Raw genomic sequence first — 18,063 nt, 5'->3', positions numbered from 1 at the left:
GCTTATGATAACCCGCACAGACAGTAAGGAAATATTTTTAATCACTGCAGGTGCTGCACCACTCATCAGGGTGTTTTCAATTCATCCATCACCTTGATTGTTTGAGTGCTCTGCATAATCAGCGCGTAGGAAACAGTATCAAACACCCGAAAAACCATTGCCAGTCCAATGCGCTCATCCGGGAGACTGATCGACTTGCCTTCATGAGACCGTATGCTGTGCTCATGGTAGACAGCCAGTATATGCCCCGGCTCAATTCCGTCGTTTTTACCCTGATTGAGCGCCACAATCATATTTTCCCCGATTTCATGCACGCCACCGTAGACGGAAATAATCCGGGCTGTCACCGGAAAATCAGGTGCATGCGGTAAATAATCTTCAATTTTTGCGGCTGACAGTGGCAACAGTCGATCGCCTTTCAGAATCTCCTGCACGGAACGGGTAATCTTTGCGGTACTGATTACTGCAAAATCGGTAACCTCAACCGTACCCAGATATACAGCTTCATATCCAAGAATACGATTGGCATGATCAGGATCAATCAGCACCTTCCCGCTACGAAACACCTGCCAGTCCCTCCCCTGATCAGCAGGCAAATTGTTCACATAAACCTTGTTACCTGTACTCAAAATTACTCGATCATCACTCGCTCCAAGGATAACAGGCGCTTTATCCAGCTGATTTTTTTCAACAACCAGCGGCTGATCCAGAAAAGGTGCTATTTTTTCAGCCGGGATACCAGGGATGGCCTGCATGGCTGAAGCCTCGGTACGAATTCGGGGGGAGAGCCTGACAGCCCCTTTCCCGCCAGCCAATTTCAGCCGCTTTCCGTATGGTGTATTTTCAATAACGATGACATCCCCCGGATAAATCCGGTGCGGATTCCTGATCTGCTCCCGGTTCATCTGCCAGATTTCGGGCCAGCGCCAGGGTTCCCTGAGAAAACGGGAGGCAATTCCCCAAAGCGTATCACCGGGAATGACCTGGTAATGATCAGGGGCATCATCCCGTATCCAAACCTCACCTGCCGCGAGAGACAGCCCGGAAAACAGACCAATAAACAAAATCGCAGATATAATTGTCAAAGTGCGCATAAGGGTTCTTCATCTCCATCAAAATACCCGGAAAGATCAGGCGATCCATTCACTCCAGTCTCACCTGACCGGGCAGCACGCCGGACCGGTCAGCAAAAAATCAGCCGGTGCACAATGATAGAACCGCGCCCCAAAGTACCAGCACTCGAACTATGCATATTTATTATGGCAATTCTGAACATACTCCAATATCCCGATGAACGGTTGCACAAGATTGCAGCTGAAGTCCCGTCGGTTACACCGGAAATACGCACTCTGATCAGTGACATGGCCGAAACCATGTATGCTGCTCCCGGTATAGGACTGGCAGCCACCCAGGTTAATGTCCATCAGCAAATAATTGTCATTGATGTATCAGAAACCCGGGATGAGCTGCTCACGCTGATCAACCCGAAAATTACCGCCAGCAGCGGAAAATCAGAAGCACAGGAAGGATGCCTCTCTGTACCCGGCATCTATGACAAAGTAACCCGTGCCGAAGCAGTCACCGTTCAGGCAATTGACATTGACGGAAAATTCTTTGAGATGGAAGCAACCGGGTTGCTGGCCGTTTGCATCCAGCATGAAATGGACCACCTCACGGGTAAAGTGTTTGTCGAATACCTGTCCCCCTTCAAACAGTCCCGTATTCTGAGCAAACTGAAAAAACAGGCGCGCAGACAACAAATTGCCTGATCGAATCCAGTCAGCACCCGATTCCGGCAATACCCCTCCACCCAGCAAACACGGGTTACGCATGAGAATTATTTTTGCAGGCACACCGGTTTTCGCAGCCAGGGCACTGGAAGCCTTGCGGAAAGCGGGGTTCGACATCATCCTCACCCTGACTCAACCGGATCGGCCCGCCGGGCGCGGTATGAAACTGCAGGCAAGCCCGGTCAAGCTGCTGGCGCAACAGCTTGATATTCCGTTACTACAACCGGAAACGCTGAAAACACCCGATATACAGGCACAACTCAAGGCGTTCAAACCTGATGTGATGATTGTCGCAGCCTACGGATTGCTGCTGCCGGAAGCCGTATTGCACCTCCCCCGTCATGGCTGTATCAATATCCATGCTTCCCTGCTGCCCCGCTGGCGTGGCGCTGCTCCCATTCAGCGCGCCTTGCTGGAGGGCGATACGGAAACCGGAATTACCATCATGCAAATGGATCAGGGGCTGGATACCGGATCAATCCTGCTGAAACAGGCATTTCCCATCGAATCACATGACACCGCTGCCACCCTGCATGACAAACTGGCTGATCTGGGTGGTGAATGTATTGTGGAAGCCTTGACATTGCTGGATCAGGGCAGGCTGACTTCCACCCCGCAAAATGATGTAAACGCCTGTTATGCAGCAAAAATACGGAAAAATGAGGCCGAAATCGACTGGACAGGTGATGCGGCACAGATTGACCGGATAATCCGGACATTTGACCCGCATCCCGGTGCTTTTACCTGTCTGAATGGCAATACAATCAAACTGTGGCAGGCCAGTATCATCAATCATGGCAGCCCGCAACAAGCGGGTGAAATTATCGCCGCTGACTCCGATGGAATCGTGGTTGCATGTGGCCGTAATGCCTTATCTATTCATACCCTGCAAAAAGCAGGCGGAAAAAAACTGACCGCTGCACAGTTCCTTTCCGGGCACCCGCTGCAACCCGGAGAAATTTTCCATAAAGCAGCGCAGGGCCCCTCTGAAAAATGATTGAAATCCAGTTACTGGCTGTACAGGCCATTGGAGAAGTTTTTGCCGGTGCCAGCCTGAATGAAGTATTACGTCACATCTGGCAAACCGGCCCCCATCTCACCTCTCAGCAACGCGGCGCTATTCAGGATATTGCTTATGGCGTACTCCGCCATTATGGACAGTTTGACGCCCTGCTCCGCAGGCTGTTGAACAAACCACTGCAAGACAAACAACTGCATTACCTGCTCACCATCGCACTGTATCAGCTCTGTTACAGTAAAGCTCCGGCACACGCCATTGTTGACCATGCAGTTTCATCGTCCCGGAAAATTTCGCACAACCCCGCCATATCCGGACTGATCAATGCCGTGTTACGCAACTTCATGCGCAAGCAAACTGCCCTGACGAATGAAATCAGAGAAGATGAAGTCGCTCGCTATTCTTATCCACAATGGTGGATTAACAAACTGCGTCAGCAATACCCGCAGGATTACAAAGCCATACTGCTTGCAGGTAATGAACACCCCGCCATGATTCTGCGCATCAACCCGTTACGTACCTCGATCCATCACTATCAGGTAATGCTGAAAACTCAGGATATCGACTCTGAATGGTTATGGGGCAACGCTTTACGACTACGCAAACCAGTCCCCGTGGAAAGATTACCCGGGTTCCATGAAGGGCTGATTACTGTACAGGATGCCGGTGCACAATTTGCTGCACCACTACTGGATGTCAGCTCAGGGATGCGTGTACTGGATGCCTGCGCTGCACCAGGCGGAAAAAGCACCCATCTTGCCGAACTGTCGGAGGGAATTGAATTAACAGTGCTGGACAAATATGCAGATCGGCTTACCAGACTGACAGAAAATTTTTCCCGTTTGAAAATAACCGGTTACCATTTGGTTTGTGGAGATGCAATGCACCCGTCGCAATGGTGGGATGGCCGGTTATATGACCGTATCCTGGCCGATGTTCCATGCTCGGCTTCAGGCGTGGTCAGCCGCCATCCGGATATTAAATGGCTCAGAAGACCCGGGGATATCCGTAACTTCGCGCAGGCGCAAATGGCGATATTAAATGCATTGTGGCCATTGCTGCGGCAGGGAGGAAAACTGCTGTACGCCACCTGCTCAATATTCAATGAAGAAAACAATGCAATCGCCGAAAAATTCCTGACTGCTCGTCACGATGCCAGTAGACTGCCAGTCTCTCGCGAAGCAATGAATAACGGCCAGCTATTACCAGGGTCGCAGCACGATGGTTTCTTTTATGCTTTATTCCAGAAAGACTGACAGATTTTCCGCCAGAAACTGTTCCTGGTATTACATGACATTCTCACTGCTGATGGTGTTGCTGCTGCCATCACCTGCCCCTGCTGCTGATAAAGGACACATCACAATCGAATCTTTCCAGATCAGGAAATCGAATGAAAATTTTCAGATTGATGTGGAAGCGGATATCGCTTTAAGCGAAACAATGAAACAGGCGCTTAAAAAAGGAGTTGATCTGTATTTCGTTACCCGGCTCCTGGTTGTAAAACCGCGCTGGTACTGGCTGAATGAAGAAATCGCCCGTTCCAAGGCAAGAATAGGGCTCAGTTATCAGGCACTGACGAGACAGTACCGGCTGGTTCAGGGCGGACAATCACAAAATTTCCCGACACTGAAAGCAGCTTTACAGGCGCTGGGTCATCAGCCAGGTTTACAGATCAGGGAAAACGAGCCATTACTTCCTGATACCACTTACACAGCAATCCTGCAAGTATGGCTGGACATCTCGCGCTTACCCAAACCCTTCCAGCTGGAATGGCTCGATACAGAAGACTGGACCCTCAGTTCCGAGAAAAAAATCTGGCAGCTCAAATTCCCGCCTGTTCCCAATGCTGGCAACGACACTGACAAGACACCCGACCTTCAATAACGCCAGTCTATGAAATACGTTATTTTTACCGTAGCCGGGTTAAGCATTGTCATGCTGTACCTGCTGGCCTCAACGGGTGCCAATACCGAATTCTTCGGACACCACTACCGCTGGTTAATTGTCAGCATTGTCATCTTCCTGCTGTTTCTGATCGGCGTCGTTGGATTTTTACTCGGACGATTGCGCCGCCGCCTCAAAACAGGCCAGTTTGGCTCCAAATTAGCGCTACGGCTGCTGATGGTATTTTCGCTGATGGCTATTCTTCCTGGTGCACTTATCTACGGTATTTCAATCCAGTTTCTGGAAAAAAGCATCGAATCCTGGTTTGATGTCAAGGTGGATCGCGCACTGGAAGGTGGCCTGACGCTTGGCCAGAAGGTGTTGGACAATCTGCTGGAAGAATTGCAAAAAAAAGCACAGGTAGCCGCGCTTGAACTGGCAGAACAGGCATCATCGTATCCGTTAACCACTCTGAATCAGCTCCTGATTCAATCCCGGATCCAGGAGGCCACCCTGTTCAATCAGGACGGAAAAGTCATCGCCTTTACCAGTCTGGATGATTCGGTACTGTTTCCGGAAATTCCCAATACGGAGGCGATGCGGCGTATCCGGATGCAGAAAAATTACAGCGCAGTTGAAACACTTGCCAATAACACGCTGTATTTACGGGTACTTGTACCTGTCAATGTGTTGAGTGCTGAAGAAGATATCCGGGTATTACAGGTGCTGCAGCGCGTACCGGAATCCATCGCGCGCAACGCCGAAATTGTCCAGGCCGGTTTCAGTGATTATCAGGAACTGACATTATCCCGCCAGGGGCTGACGCGACTGTACAGTGTCACACTGACACTGGCCCTGTTACTCGCATTGTTCTCGGCACTTGCCAGCGCTTTCCTGATCAGCGAGAAGCTGAGCGCTCCTCTTGGATTGCTGGCCGAAGGCACGCGTGCAGTAGCGCAAGGCGACTTCAGCCGCCGGCATCAGGTCAACAGTACGGATGAGTTTGGTATCCTGACAGAATCATTCAACCTGATGACCGAGCAACTGGCAGCCGCTCGCACCATTGCACAGCAGAACCAGCAGGAAATCGAAAATGCGCGCGCCTACCTTGAAAACATTCTGGCCAATCTGTCATCCGGCGTCATCGTTTTCGATAAAGCGTTATGTATACGCGCAGTTAACCAGAGTGCTGAACAGATACTGCAAATTCCATTAACCCGGTTCAAGGGGTTAACCATGGAAGAATGTGCCGGGCAGGAATCGGGGCTTCGATTACTGGCCAGTGAAATAAGGGGCGGGTTTGATTCCGAGGAAGTCGGCGAATGGCAGCGACAGGTACTGCACTTCACCACAGACAAAGAACAGGTTCTGCTTTTGCGCGGCTCCCGCCTGCCGCTGGCGTCCGGTGGGGGCGGTGTTGTCGTTTTTGACGATATTACCAATCTGCTGCAAGTCCAGCGTACCGTAGCATGGGGAGAAGTAGCCCGGCGGCTGGCACATGAAATCAAGAATCCGCTTACCCCAATCCAGCTGTCTGCCGAACGTCTGCAGCACAAACTGATCAGCAAACTGGATGAAACTGATGCCAAAATACTGAAGCGCTCCACTGAAACCATTGTCAGCCAGGTAGATGCGCTGAAAAGAATGGTAAATGAATTCCGGGAATATGCGCGCGTACCCGAACTTGAACTGTACCAGCTGGATATTAACCGGCTGGTGAGGGAGGTCCTGGCGCTTTACCATGCGGGCGATAACGCCGGAAATGAATTACAGCAATTCCCCATCACCCTGGAACTGGCAGGAGAAATTCCGCCTGTTCGGGGAGATCCGGCCAGATTACGGCAAGTCATTCACAACCTGTTACAGAATGCACAAGATGCATTGGCCGAAACAGAAAATGCCAGAATTACCGTACAAACCAGGTCAGTGAATAACGGAATCGAGCTGAATGTGATCGATAACGGCAAGGGATTTCCAGAGCAGGTCAAAGCGCATGCATTTGAGCCTTATGTCACGACCAAACCAAAAGGAACCGGCCTGGGGCTGCCGATCGTCAAAAAAATTATTGACGAGCATGGCGGCTCCATCAAAATCCAGAATGTTCAGCCCCATGGCGCGCAAATTTCAATTACTCTGCCTGCCTTACCCGGCAACCCCGGCCAGCCTTCGACTCAGGCAGCCTGAATCTGAAGACTGGATACCCGATTACCCCTTGCCAGACAAACTGTTCAGACAAACTATTTTGCATAGCTACAAAGTTTTGCACCGGAAAAACAGGCAAGGCACAATAACCGGACCGGGCAATAAAACCGGAAACAGTCTGCGGGGTACCAGGTAATTTCACGCGAGCTTAACAGCTGGACTGCTGTAAAAAATTTCATATTCCGATTGCAAACAGGACAGAAATCGTATGGCCAATAACACCATTCTCGTTGTAGACGATGAGCTGGGAATACGTGAGTTGTTATCCGAGATACTGGGAGATGAAGGCTATAACATTGCACTGGCGGAAAATGCGGAACAGGCAAGAAACTACCGCAACCAGACTCGCCCGGATCTGGTGCTGCTGGATATCTGGATGCCGGATACAGACGGCATCACGCTCCTGAAAGATTGGGCGAATAACGGCCTCCTGACCATGCCGGTCGTCATGATGTCCGGGCACGGCACAATTGATACGGCAGTGGAAGCCACACGGGTCGGCGCAGTCGGCTATCTGGAAAAACCAATCCCGCTGCAAAAACTGCTGAATACTGTTGGACAAGTCATGCGGGGCGGCAAGCAGCACAAATCATCCTCCACCCTGTCCCTGTCAAGCCTGGGCTACAGCGGGCTGATTACAGAACTCAGAAAGAAGCTCGAACAGGTGGAAAATCTTAAAATTCCTGTTCTGCTGACGGGAGAACCCGGGGTCGGGGTAGAACACTGCGCACGGTTCCTGCACCGTCCCAACACCCCCTGGGTTGCTCCGGAATCTTACTCATTTCTTGCTGAAAGCCCCCTCACCCAGCTGGAGCAGGCAAAAGGGGGGCTGCTTTTCCTTGGAGAAGTAGGTGATCTGAATAAGCTGGAACAAAAAGGTTTGTTACTGCTGCTGGGTAAACTGGAGCAATACAGTGTCCGGCTGGTTTGTGCCACGATACGTCCATTGGCAGAACTGACAGCACAAGGCGCCTACCACCCCAAATTATTTGAAGTGCTGGGCAACCTTTGCATTACTGTCCCCCCTCTGCGCGCCCACCGTGAAGATATACCGGAAATGGCCAACCAGCTCCTTTCAGGCTGGATTGAATCGGGAGAAATACCACTCATGCACTTCAGTACAGCAGCACTGAACGCCTTGCGTAATTACGACTGGCCGGGCAACCTTTCCCAGTTAAGCAGTATCGTCCATTCACTTGCACTGACCTGCACTGGCGAGGAAATCGCTGTTGACGCCGTGCAGCAGGCCTTAACCTCTTCATCACAAGAAGCTGTTTCCATTGTTTCCGATATTCCACTTAATATATCGCTGCGTGAAGCTCGAGATCTGTTCGAGAAAAACTATTTTGAAAAACTGATAGAACAGGAAGGGGGTAACATGACCCGGGTTGCTGAACGCGCCGGCCTGGAACGCACCCATCTGTACCGGAAGATCAAAACACTGGGCATCAAGCCGCGCGGCCAGTCATCCTGAATAATTCAATCCGGATATATGGAAGCCCGTTACCGGTTTTTACCTGTTCTTTATCCGTTTTTTACCAATATTTTTCCTGATCCAAAGTGCAGCAGTTACTCTGTTCCTGACAATTCGCCGATCCTGCACAGAGATTTAAGTTCACAGTAAGTACAGGTTTGCGGGTACTGTTTGGGGTTGACTCCTGCTTCTCCGGCCATGAAATCCTGCAGCAGTTTTTCCATCGTCCTGCGCCAGCTGGCGAGTATTTCTCCCCAACTCTCCTCCTGCACGTCTTTCAATTTCTCAAAGGGTTTCACTCCCGGAATAGCTACCTCTTCACGTGCCACCCCTTTGAAGGCCACATCACCCACCCGGATCCGGGCAAATGCCATTCCGGCCAGCCCCTCAGAGAATGCCAGGCTGTATAGTGGTAATTGCGGTTCATCCGGACGTTCGCCAAACCAGACGCCTGTTTTGACTTCACCCGTTTTGTAGTCGATCAGCAGCTTTTCCCCCGTTTCCAGCGTATCAATACGGTCTATCCGTAAACGGACAGGCAACCCATTCAGCTCCAGCTCTGCTTCCTGCTCCCGGCCGGAAACATGAAAAGGCGGGCGCTGTTTCTCCACTTCCAGCCATGCCAGCACCAGATCATGCAACCGCCTGCTTTCAAGTGCCTGCAGCCGTTTACCAAAAGAATGCGGATAACGGGACGCGATTTCACGTATCGCCTCATTTATCCTGTCACCCGCCAGCACATGCAATTCACTGTCAGACAGGGCAGCCAGCGCAACCGATGAACCCAGCCCGGCCCAGATCATTTCCATGACCCGATGCAGCAAAATGCCACGCACCCGCGCATTCAGACCAATCTGTATTTTTCCCAGTGAAGATGCACCCAGCCGCAGCTCGGCAAATGCCAGAAAAGGACAGGCTGCCTGTAGTTTGAACAGCCTGTTGCCACCCGGAGCAGCTGTTCCGGTAAATGCAGGTGCAATGTCTTCAGACAGTACTTCCAGCTGACGACTGTGGTACACGATATTTCGCCAGCCGGGCCAGGCAGCCGCAGCAGGCAATTCCCCGTTCAGCACCGGAAAAACCTCAAGCAGCGGACTGGCACTCAGCATTTCATCTCCATTACGCTGCGGATAACTGATGACGATCTCATGTGCACTGGTGATAATGCGCTGCAACAGTGCCGCTGCCACATGCAATTCACGCTTCGCACCGGAATGAGGGGCATCAGCGTTACGTTGCAGGGCCAAAGGAAGAAAAGGATTGGGCCGAGGCGGTGCAGGAAATACCCCGTCATGCAATCCCATAATCCAGAGATGGTCGAACTGCAGTCCACCGGCTTCAAACAGCCCCAGTACCTGAACCGGCGCTTCCATCGATTCAGGCTGGAAAATCGTACTGGCAACCATGCGTCTGAGCTGCTCCAGTGCCGTACCTAAACTGATCGACCGGGTGACCCAGTCCAGGGTGGAAAATTCCCTCAGCACGCCCTGCCACGCCTGAATCACCTGGTATTCCTCGCTGGACAAACTCCGCTCACCCGGCCAGCCAATCGCTTTCAGCCATCGCCCAAATCGCTGTGCCCATTCTCCGGGGCTGCACGGTGTACGCGATACGGCTGCCTGTTTCATGAAATCGCTCAGTGATGCAGCCAGCAGCGGACATGAATACGGCTGACCGCCATGAGCGGCATTCATCAGCAGCTTTTGCCAGCCAGGGTGCCATTCACCTGATTCACGCAGACGGGCATCCAGCAGGGCACGTGTATTCATTTCCCGATCCCCGCCCGCAATGAAAGAAGTGCGCAACAGGCGGCTGATGTGTGGCAGCTCAACGGTACTTTCCACCAGATCAAGAATATCCAGAGCGATACCAATGGGCGGATAGCGATCCAGTGGCTTGCCCAGCGAAAGATTATACGGGCGCACCAGTTGATGCTGTCCCGGCTGCAAGGCTTGCGGAATCAGCACTTCATCCAGCATGTGGCAGATTGCCTCCCGCTGCGCCGCCAGTTCCGGAACGATCAGTGCAATCCGGGCTGCCGGATTTTCCTGCAGGCGTTGTCGGATCCAGTATGCCGCCTGCCGGATTTCATCATGGCTGTCTGCACAGGCCAGCTTACCGGTTTTGCCCGGCTGCCCGGAAAGCTGCAGCCATTGCAATGGATATCCCGCCTGTTCAAGTGCCTGCAGGAATAAAGTCTGCTGTGGTGTCCATTCATCAAAACCTGTCAGCACCAGCTCGTGCGGCAACCCTTGCGATAATTGCAGATCACCAGCCAACGCACACTCTGCCAGCATCTCAGGTAAAACAGCAGATGAAAACCAGTCATTTTTCCGGCATTTGGCTTCAAATGCTGAAACCAGCTCCCGGAACAGTCGGGTATCCGCGTTATGTTCAAAATCTGCCGCAGCAAGCGGAATACACCACGCCTGCAGCGTCTGCCACGCTTCCACAATACGGGTAACTGTTTCATTTACCGCCTGCAGCGGAACACCGCCAGTGCGCTCTGCCAGGATTGACTGCCAGATGAAATACTCCTGCCAGGGAGTCAGCAACAATTTCCGTGCTGCCGGTGCCTGACTGAAAACAATCACTTCCTGCCATAACCGCTGCAGCCACGCCTCCCAGGGCAGAATATCCGGTGCAGGCCATATTCCAGGCCCTTCTGCCGATTTGGCCTGATTAAATACCTGATGAAGTGCGCGCGCCAATCGCCGGTTTCCGGTCACAATCGTTGCACAGCTGTCCAGTCTTTGGATAAGATCAGTAACGTTAGTCTGCCGGGCGTCGGACAGGCAGGTTGTTCTGGCTGAATTCTTCATATTTTTGCAGGCAATCTGGGAATGGGTGCTATACGCCGACAGAATAATACAAGGGCATTTCTGAAAACCGGTTTTTCAGGTAAAGCAATGCTGCACGATACACACTGCCGCGTCAGTCCGCCTGATATGTCTCGTTGTGATACTCCATGTGCCTTGCATTTCATCCGCACAACCGGATTCTCAGAGGTGCCCGTAATTCATTTTTAAAACAGTTTAATCAGGAGAAGCAATGAACAAAATAGGAAACGGATTATTGATCGCCCTGGCTATCAGCTGGTCCAGCCTGGTTTTTTCAGGACAGGAAGACGAGCAGACTGCTGCCGATACCGCCGCAGCATCTGCCCCTGCAGAACAAGCCGCACCAGCTTCAGCGGAAGGGGAAGCGGCAGAAAAAACAGCAGAACAGGCAAAAGAGCAGGCACTGCCCAGCGGCATTGGCTGGAAACTGATACGCCGTATTGAAATGGGGAATTCAGGCAAATTTGTGCAGATGGTGCTGATCGAAAAAGGGCGCCAGGCAGATAAAACCGTCTACAGCGCCGCCATTCACAAATTATGTTCTGAGGAAAAGGAATTTTGCCGGTTACGCTTCTGGGTTCAGCCATACCTCATTCCGGAGAAAGTCACGCTCACACTGGAACAGCAAAAAGGCCAGCAGGCAGACCACCTTTTCAACCGTGCAGCGGGTGTCCACAGAACGCTCTGGGCCTGCACCATCGACCCAACCAGTGAATCGTGCATCCAATAGTCTGAATCATTCATCAGAATGCGGGATAACAGCCAGGCAGCTTGCGCTTCATCCCGCATCACCGGGTTTTTAAAGGTGCGCTGAATTGGCAGGACATATTAAATCCATATAGTTCAGAAACATTTCCTCCAGAAACAGCTTCGCGTTGAGCGGATGGCGCGCCAGCTGCTGCGAAGTAACCAGGCTGCGCCACAGAAACCCGAAAGCAACCGGATCGATAACAGCCGCCTGCTGCCGGACAGCTGCCGCCTGTCTCAGGTGATAACGCACCTGCCCGCCGGCACGGCAGCTTAACAGGTCATAACACCATTTCTGCAGCCAGCCGGTCACACCGGGTAAATCCAGTTTGTGCAATTTCTCTGCCAGCTCAATCGGATCAAATTTCTCCGGCGCACACAGACTCTGAATAAAATCAGCATGAGAAGCAGCCAGCTGTTCGTCATACTGCAGCGCCTGCAGCGGCGAAAAACCTGACATGGCCAGACGGAAATCAGCATCCGCAATTCCCTGGCTGACCAGCCAGTCCTTTGCTGCTTCATACCCCGGCGCCGGCATGGCAATCTGCTGACAGCGGCTGAGAATCGTCGCCGGGATCAGTGCCGCGTTATGTGTCACCAGAATAAACAGGACTTCCGGCGGCGGCTCCTCCAGCTTTTTCAGTAACGCATTGGCTGCAGCCGTATTCATCGCTTCCGCCGGGTGAATCAGCACCACCTTGTATCGCGCCTGATGGGCGCTTAAATAAATGAAATCGTCCAGTGCACGAATCTGCGCAACACTGATCTGCTGACTCAGTTTTTTACCCGATTTTGCACCACCGGCATCTTCGCGATTTTCTTCACCCCCCTTATCTGCCACTCCCTCCTGCGCTGACAGTGCCTCCGGCTCCAGCAGACGGAAATTCGGATGCAATCCCTGCTCAAACCAGTAACAATCCTGGCATTTTTCGCACGCTACACCTGCTGTATCCGTCTGCGCGCACAACAGGGATTGTGCCAGAGCAAATGCAAAACCCAGCTTGCCAATCCCCCTGCGCCCCCTCAGCAACAGCGCGTGATGCCGCTGCACACTGTCCGGCTGCCGGATTCGTGGCCAGATTGACCGCTGCCACGGAAAAATTTCGGTCGGATTCATTTTTTAAGCTGCTCTGTTTTTAAGATCGGGAGATTTAACATGATTTGGAAGCCAGACACGAATAAAAAAACCGGGAGATCAGAAACTGAAAGAACTGATAGCGGGCACCAGACACTACAGCACGCTCCGTTTCGCCATATTGACTGTTTATTTTGGTGTAGCTGACGGATTACTGACGAAATACTTCGATCATGATTTTTCCGAACATTACTCTGAATTACGCTATCTATTTCCAATTGCTGGCGTAATTACTACTGCAGCATTTTTCACCTTTGAATAGGTTCTCAACGATAATCTGAGCTGTTTGTGGGTAGCAATTGAAACTGGCAGGCAAGGATGGCGTACTCCTCAGTCATCGCCAGCCCTGGAAAAAATACCTGATTCCCGCCGCCACCTGTACGATCTTTATCGGCACGCTGCTATTCTGGCTGACTATCTTCTGGAAACTCTACTCCAATTAGACAGAATCTTCCCGAAAAAGAAAAATCCTGATTTATTCAGTATTTTGTCTGCATAAAAACGATTGATAATAAGCCATAATCCGGCTGGCGCTGTACAACATCAGAAACACCAGACCCCGGCAGCCAGCACTTCAACAAAAAATATCACACAAACAGAAAAGAACACAATGGCACAGAACGACACCGCCAAAAACGGTAACGGCACTGTTCTCAAACAAGGTCAGCTTGGCTTCGAGGCGGAACTGTTCAAGGCTGCCGACAAGCTGCGCGGCAACATGGAGCCCAGCGACTACAAGCACGTCGCGTTGGGCCTCATCTTCCTGAAATACATCTCCGACGCGTTCGAGACCCGCCACGCGCAACTGCTGGCCGAGGATGCCGCTGCCGCCGAGGACAAGGATGAATACCTCGCCGACAACATCTTCTGGGTGCCATCGGCAGCACGCTGGTCGCATCTACAAGCCAATGCCAAGCAGCCCACCATCGGCACGCTGATCGACGACGCCATGCGCGCCATCGAGAAGGACAACGAATCGTTGAAAGGTGTGCTGCCCAAGGACTACGCCCGGCCCGCGCTCAATAAGGTGATGCTGGGTGAGCTGATCGACCTGATCTCCGGCATTGCGCTGAACGAGGAAGGTGACCGCTCCAAGGACATCCTTGGGCGCGTGTACGAATATTTCCTGGGCCAGTTCGCCGGAGCCGAAGGCAAGCGTGGTGGCGAGTTCTACACGCCGCGCTCCGTGGTGCGGGTGCTGGTTGAGATGCTGGAGCCGTACTCAGGCCGCGTCTACGACCCTTGCTGCGGCTCGGGCGGGATGTTCGTGCAGTCGGAAAAGTTCGTGCACGAGCATGGCGGGCGCATCGGCGACATCGCCATCTACGGGCAGGAGTCGAACTACACCACGTGGCGGCTGGCCAAGATGAACCTTGCGGTGCGGGGCATTGACTCCGACATCCGCTGGAACAACGAGGGGAGCTTTCACAAGGACGAGCTGCGCGACCTCAAGGCCGACTTCATCCTCGCCAACCCGCCGTTCAACATTTCGGACTGGGGCGGCGAGCGTTTGCGCGAGGATGTGCGCTGGGCCTTCGGCGCACCGCCGGTTGGCAATGCCAACTACGCATGGTTGCAGCACATCGCCCACCACCTCGCACCCCACGGCTTCGCTGGCGTGGTGCTTGCCAACGGCTCGATGAGTTCGCAGCAGAGCGGCGAAGGTGACATCCGCAAGGCGATGATCGAGGCGAACATCGTGGACTGCATGGTCGCGCTGCCCGGCCAGTTGTTCTACTCCACGCAGATTCCGGCTTGCTTGTGGATTCTGGCGAAAGACCGCAGCAATGGGCTGGTGAAGAAAACCAAGCTACGCGACCGGCGCGGCGAAGTGCTGTTCATCGACGCGCGCAAGCTGGGCGTGCTGGTGGATCGGACGCGGCGCGAACTGACCGACGGGGAAATCGGCAGGATCGCCGCCACCTACCACGCTTGGCGCGGAGAGGCCAACGCGGGCGAATATGCGGACATCCCCGGCTTCTGCAAGTCTGCCACCCTCGACGCTATCCGCAAGCACGATTACGTTCTCACGCCTGGGCGCTACGTTGGCGCGGAAGCGCAGGATGAGGACGACGAGGCATTCGCGGAAAAGATGCAGAGGTTGACCGCGCAGTTGTTTGAACAGACGAAGCGCGGCGCGGAACTGGATGCTGTCATCCGCGACAAGCTGGGGGCGCTCGGTTATGGCGTCTGAGTGGCCGATTGTCCGCATTGAAGACATCGCGGACAAAATTGCGATGGGGCCATTCGGCTCGAATATCAAAGTCGAGACTTTCGTCGAGACTGGCGTTCCCGTTATCAGCGGCGCTCATCTTCGTGGTGTTCGCGTGGAGGACAGAGATTTCAACTTTGTCACCGAAGAACACGCGGAAAAGATGAGGAACTCGAATGTGTTTCGCGGCGATGTCATCTTCACTCATGCCGGGAACATCAGTCAGGTCGCCTACATTCCACCCAATTCCCAATACGAGCGATATGTCATTTCACAGCGCCAGTTCTATCTGCGCTGCGACTTGAGCAAGGCTGATCCGGTCTTCATTTCCTACTTCTTCCACAGCAACGAAGGTCGGCACAAGCTACTTGCCAATGCGTCGCAAACCGGCGTCCCATCAATCGCGCGTCCGTCTTCGTATTTGAAGACGATTGAATTGCCACTTCCACCGCTCGAAGAACAGGGCGCCATCGCCGAAACGCTCGGCGTGCTCGACGACCGCATCGACAACCTACACCAGACCAACGCCACGCTGGAAGCCATCGCCGCCGCGCTGTTCAAGTCCCGGTTCGTGGACTTCGACGGCGTGTTGCCGGAGGATATGCAGGAATTGGAACTGGACTTGATTCCGAAGGGGTGGCGCGTGGGGACGCTCGCGGACTTGTGCGAACTCAACGCCGCAAAATGGACGGACAAGAAACACCCGCCAACCGTGCGTTACATCGACCTCAGCGGCGTTTCGTCCAATCGCATCGAAGCGATTACCGAATACGCCTTTGACGAAGCGCCGAGCCGCGCACGAATGCATCTGCGCGAAGGCGACACCATTGTCGGGACGGTTCGCCCCGGCAACCGCGCGTTCGCCTACATCCACATGCCGGATGCGAGCCTTACCGGCAGCACAGGCTTTGCCGTGCTTTCACCGAGGAAGCCGCACTACGCCAGCTTCATCTATCTGGCCATCACGCGAAATGAAGCCATCGAACGCCTCGCCAATCTCGCCGATGGGGCGGCGTATCCCGCAGTGCGGCCAAATGTCGTTGCCGAAACACCGTGCGTTGTCGCACCGGATCAAGTCATTGCCGAGTTTTCCGCCGTCACGAAGCCGATGCTCGAACGCATCGAACGAAACAGCCAGCAAGCCGCCACCCTCGCTACCCTACGCGACACCCTGCTGCCGCGCCTGATTTCTGGGCGGCTACGGGTCTCAGATGCCGAGGCAGCCATATGAATGCGACTACCTCGGCATCAAGCAAGAAGTCCATTCTCGAATTGCCGTACGATGAGGCGAGGAAGTTCTTTCTGAAGCCGACGAGCTACTGCAGTCTGGATTTGCCGCCCTACATCGGTTTTGGTGGCCTGTTGGATGACGTTAGCAGTGCGCTTACAGGAAAGCAGCTATCCGGCTTGAGTTCTGGCGTGCGTGACCACCATGACGTCAATTACACGATCTTCCATAACAAGGATGGACGGTATGCGTGGCGACCATTCCAACTGATTCATCCTGCGATTTACGTCTCGCTGGTGCAGGCAATGACGGATGAAGCCCAATGGAATTCCATCTGCGCGCGGTTTCAGGAATTTTCGAACAACAAGAAGATTCGCTGCTTGAGCCTGCCTGTCGTTTCAACATCGAAAGAGAAGGATCGTGCGGAACAAGTTTCGCAGTGGTGGCAAGAGGTGGAGCAACGCTCCATTCAGCTTTCGCTTGAATACGACTATGTGCTGGAGACCGACGTTACGGATTGCTATGGCGCGATTTACACGCATTCCATCGCATGGGCCTTGCATACAAAGGAAGAGGCGAAGAAAAAGCGGCGGGACAATGGTTTGGTTGGCAATGTAATCGACAACCATATTCAGGACATGCGACATGGCCAGACCAATGGCATTCCGCAAGGGTCAGCGCTCATGAATTTCATCGCCGAGACGGTGCTTGGTCTGGCAGATCTGGAACTGTCGCAGCGCATCGAAGAATTGGGGCTGTCGGATTATCAAGTGCTCCGGTATCGGGATGACTACCGCGTTTTCATCAACAACCCGCAAGACGGGGATGCCATCGCCAAAGCGATAACCGAGATTACTACGGGCCTTGGCTTGAAGCTCAACCCGTCAAAAACACGCGCCAGTTCCGACGTAGTGCGAGCATCCATCAGAGGCGACAAGCTGGCATGGATGGGGCGCAAGCAGCGAGAGAAAGACTTGCAGAAGCACTTGCTGATCGTTCATGACCATGCAACGAACCACCCAAATTCTGGCAGTCTGGTTCGCGCGTTGAGCGACTATCACAAGCGCCTTTTGAAATCCAAGCCAAGGCGCGATGGTGTGATGCCATTGATCGCCATCGTGGTAGACATTGCTTATCGAAATCCCAGAACCTACCCGATCACTGCTGCGATACTGAGTATTCTCCTGGAGTTTCTTGAGGATGACGAGGTAAAAAAATCTACCGTAAAGCGCATACAACAAAAATTTGGCAAGTTACCAAATACCGGCCATATGCAGATATGGTTGCAGCGTGCAACGCTTCCGATAGACAAGGACATTGCATATCAGGAGGCCATCTGCAAGTTGGTAACTGATGAAAAAGTGTCGCTGTGGAACAGCGATTGGATATCTTCCAATGGCCTAAAGGCTGCAGTGGATGCCATCAAGATCGTGGATACAACAATTCGTGATCAGCTGGCTCCCGTAATCCAATCGGAAGAGGTCGAACTGTTTCTCTCCAATGTGGAGGGGTATTACGGATGAGAAATTCCAG

Annotated in this window: 14 protein-coding genes; 11 read left to right on the top strand and 3 right to left on the bottom strand. The window is 53.0% G+C overall.

Features of this window, described 5'->3' with window-relative positions; translation table 11 throughout:
- Window positions 1-65 precede the first annotated feature (65 nt).
- On the bottom strand, window positions 66-1,094 hold the full coding sequence (locus IT527_RS03800) for a LysM peptidoglycan-binding domain-containing protein (RefSeq protein ID WP_292966780.1): 1,029 nt from the start codon (window positions 1,092-1,094) through the stop codon (window positions 66-68).
- Between the two features lie 165 nt (window positions 1,095-1,259).
- Here IT527_RS03800 and def point away from each other — a divergent pair, with 165 nt between their 5' ends.
- The 6 genes from def (at window position 1,260) to IT527_RS03770 (ending at window position 8,368) form a co-directional block, all read left to right on the top strand.
- Window positions 1,260-1,769, top strand: a complete 510-nt coding sequence (gene def, locus IT527_RS03795) for a peptide deformylase (RefSeq protein ID WP_292966778.1) — start codon at window positions 1,260-1,262, stop codon at window positions 1,767-1,769.
- Window positions 1,770-1,830: 61 nt separating this feature from the next.
- Window positions 1,831-2,787, top strand: coding sequence for a methionyl-tRNA formyltransferase (gene fmt, locus IT527_RS03790; protein ID WP_292966842.1), 957 nt, complete (start codon window positions 1,831-1,833; stop codon window positions 2,785-2,787).
- Complete coding sequence (gene rsmB / locus IT527_RS03785) at window positions 2,784-4,064, top strand: 16S rRNA (cytosine(967)-C(5))-methyltransferase RsmB (RefSeq protein ID WP_292966776.1); 1,281 nt, start codon at window positions 2,784-2,786, stop codon at window positions 4,062-4,064. Before fmt ends, rsmB begins: the two co-directional genes overlap by 4 nt.
- Window positions 4,065-4,098: 34 nt before the next feature.
- A complete protein-coding gene (locus tag IT527_RS03780; RefSeq protein ID WP_292966773.1) occupies window positions 4,099-4,692 on the top strand; it encodes a DUF4390 domain-containing protein in 594 nt (197 codons plus the stop codon).
- Between the two features lie 9 nt (window positions 4,693-4,701).
- On the top strand, window positions 4,702-6,876 hold the full coding sequence (locus IT527_RS03775; protein WP_292966771.1) for an ATP-binding protein: 2,175 nt from the start codon (window positions 4,702-4,704) through the stop codon (window positions 6,874-6,876).
- 226 nt (window positions 6,877-7,102) lie between these two features.
- Window positions 7,103-8,368 (top strand): sigma-54 dependent transcriptional regulator, encoded by a 1,266-nt coding sequence (locus IT527_RS03770; protein ID WP_292966769.1) that lies wholly within the window; start codon window positions 7,103-7,105, stop codon window positions 8,366-8,368.
- Between the two features lie 95 nt (window positions 8,369-8,463).
- Here IT527_RS03770 and IT527_RS03765 read toward each other — a convergent pair whose 3' ends face one another.
- Entirely contained in the window at window positions 8,464-11,190 is a 2,727-nt protein-coding gene (locus IT527_RS03765) for a PD-(D/E)XK nuclease family protein (protein WP_292966768.1), read from the bottom strand.
- A gap of 229 nt (window positions 11,191-11,419) precedes the next feature.
- Here IT527_RS03765 and IT527_RS03760 point away from each other — a divergent pair, with 229 nt between their 5' ends.
- A complete protein-coding gene (locus tag IT527_RS03760; RefSeq protein WP_292966766.1) occupies window positions 11,420-11,938 on the top strand; it encodes a hypothetical protein in 519 nt (172 codons plus the stop codon).
- A gap of 69 nt (window positions 11,939-12,007) precedes the next feature.
- Here IT527_RS03760 and holB read toward each other — a convergent pair whose 3' ends face one another.
- Window positions 12,008-13,072, bottom strand: a complete 1,065-nt coding sequence (gene holB / locus IT527_RS03755; protein WP_292966764.1) for a DNA polymerase III subunit delta' — start codon at window positions 13,070-13,072, stop codon at window positions 12,008-12,010.
- A gap of 317 nt (window positions 13,073-13,389) precedes the next feature.
- Between holB and IT527_RS03750 the strand changes: the two genes are divergently transcribed.
- The 4 genes from IT527_RS03750 to IT527_RS03735 all read left to right on the top strand — a co-directional run bounded on the left by IT527_RS03750 (window position 13,390) and on the right by IT527_RS03735 (window position 18,053).
- Window positions 13,390-13,533, top strand: a complete 144-nt coding sequence (locus tag IT527_RS03750; RefSeq protein ID WP_292966762.1) for a hypothetical protein — start codon at window positions 13,390-13,392, stop codon at window positions 13,531-13,533.
- A gap of 167 nt (window positions 13,534-13,700) precedes the next feature.
- Entirely contained in the window at window positions 13,701-15,284 is a 1,584-nt protein-coding gene (locus tag IT527_RS03745; protein WP_292966761.1) for a class I SAM-dependent DNA methyltransferase, read from the top strand.
- Window positions 15,274-16,533 carry a restriction endonuclease subunit S gene (locus IT527_RS03740; RefSeq protein ID WP_292966759.1) on the top strand — a complete coding sequence of 420 codons (1,260 nt, stop codon included), beginning with the start codon at window positions 15,274-15,276 and terminating at the stop codon, window positions 16,531-16,533. Before IT527_RS03745 ends, IT527_RS03740 begins: the two co-directional genes overlap by 11 nt.
- Window positions 16,530-18,053 (top strand): RNA-directed DNA polymerase, encoded by a 1,524-nt coding sequence (locus IT527_RS03735; protein WP_292966757.1) that lies wholly within the window; start codon window positions 16,530-16,532, stop codon window positions 18,051-18,053. The genes IT527_RS03740 and IT527_RS03735 overlap by 4 nt, the downstream gene beginning before the upstream one ends.
- Window positions 18,054-18,063 lie beyond the last annotated feature (10 nt).

Origin of the sequence: Nitrosomonas sp., from assembly GCF_020852615.1 — a bacterium.
Lineage (GTDB): Bacteria > Pseudomonadota > Gammaproteobacteria > Burkholderiales > Nitrosomonadaceae > Nitrosomonas.
This window is presented reverse-complemented; position numbering and strand designations above follow the sequence as displayed.

What these genes read in the sequence shown, in the direction of transcription:
- IT527_RS03740 (WP_292966759.1), top strand. Translation starts at nt 15,274, where the DNA reads ATGGCGTCTGAGTGGCCGATTGTCCGCATTGAAGACATCGCGGACAAA.
- IT527_RS03780 (WP_292966773.1), top strand. Translation starts at nt 4,099, where the DNA reads ATGACATTCTCACTGCTGATGGTGTTGCTGCTGCCATCACCTGCCCCT.
- IT527_RS03735 (WP_292966757.1), top strand. Translation starts at nt 16,530, where the DNA reads ATGAATGCGACTACCTCGGCATCAAGCAAGAAGTCCATTCTCGAATTG.
- IT527_RS03745 (WP_292966761.1), top strand. Translation starts at nt 13,701, where the DNA reads ATGGCACAGAACGACACCGCCAAAAACGGTAACGGCACTGTTCTCAAA.
- def (WP_292966778.1), top strand. Translation starts at nt 1,260, where the DNA reads ATGGCAATTCTGAACATACTCCAATATCCCGATGAACGGTTGCACAAG.
- IT527_RS03770 (WP_292966769.1), top strand. Translation starts at nt 7,103, where the DNA reads ATGGCCAATAACACCATTCTCGTTGTAGACGATGAGCTGGGAATACGT.
- IT527_RS03800 (WP_292966780.1), bottom strand. Translation starts at nt 1,094, where the DNA reads ATGCGCACTTTGACAATTATATCTGCGATTTTGTTTATTGGTCTGTTT.
- IT527_RS03765 (WP_292966768.1), bottom strand. Translation starts at nt 11,190, where the DNA reads ATGAAGAATTCAGCCAGAACAACCTGCCTGTCCGACGCCCGGCAGACT.
- IT527_RS03775 (WP_292966771.1), top strand. Translation starts at nt 4,702, where the DNA reads ATGAAATACGTTATTTTTACCGTAGCCGGGTTAAGCATTGTCATGCTG.
- holB (WP_292966764.1), bottom strand. Translation starts at nt 13,072, where the DNA reads ATGAATCCGACCGAAATTTTTCCGTGGCAGCGGTCAATCTGGCCACGA.
- rsmB (WP_292966776.1), top strand. Translation starts at nt 2,784, where the DNA reads ATGATTGAAATCCAGTTACTGGCTGTACAGGCCATTGGAGAAGTTTTT.
- fmt (WP_292966842.1), top strand. Translation starts at nt 1,831, where the DNA reads ATGAGAATTATTTTTGCAGGCACACCGGTTTTCGCAGCCAGGGCACTG.
- IT527_RS03760 (WP_292966766.1), top strand. Translation starts at nt 11,420, where the DNA reads ATGAACAAAATAGGAAACGGATTATTGATCGCCCTGGCTATCAGCTGG.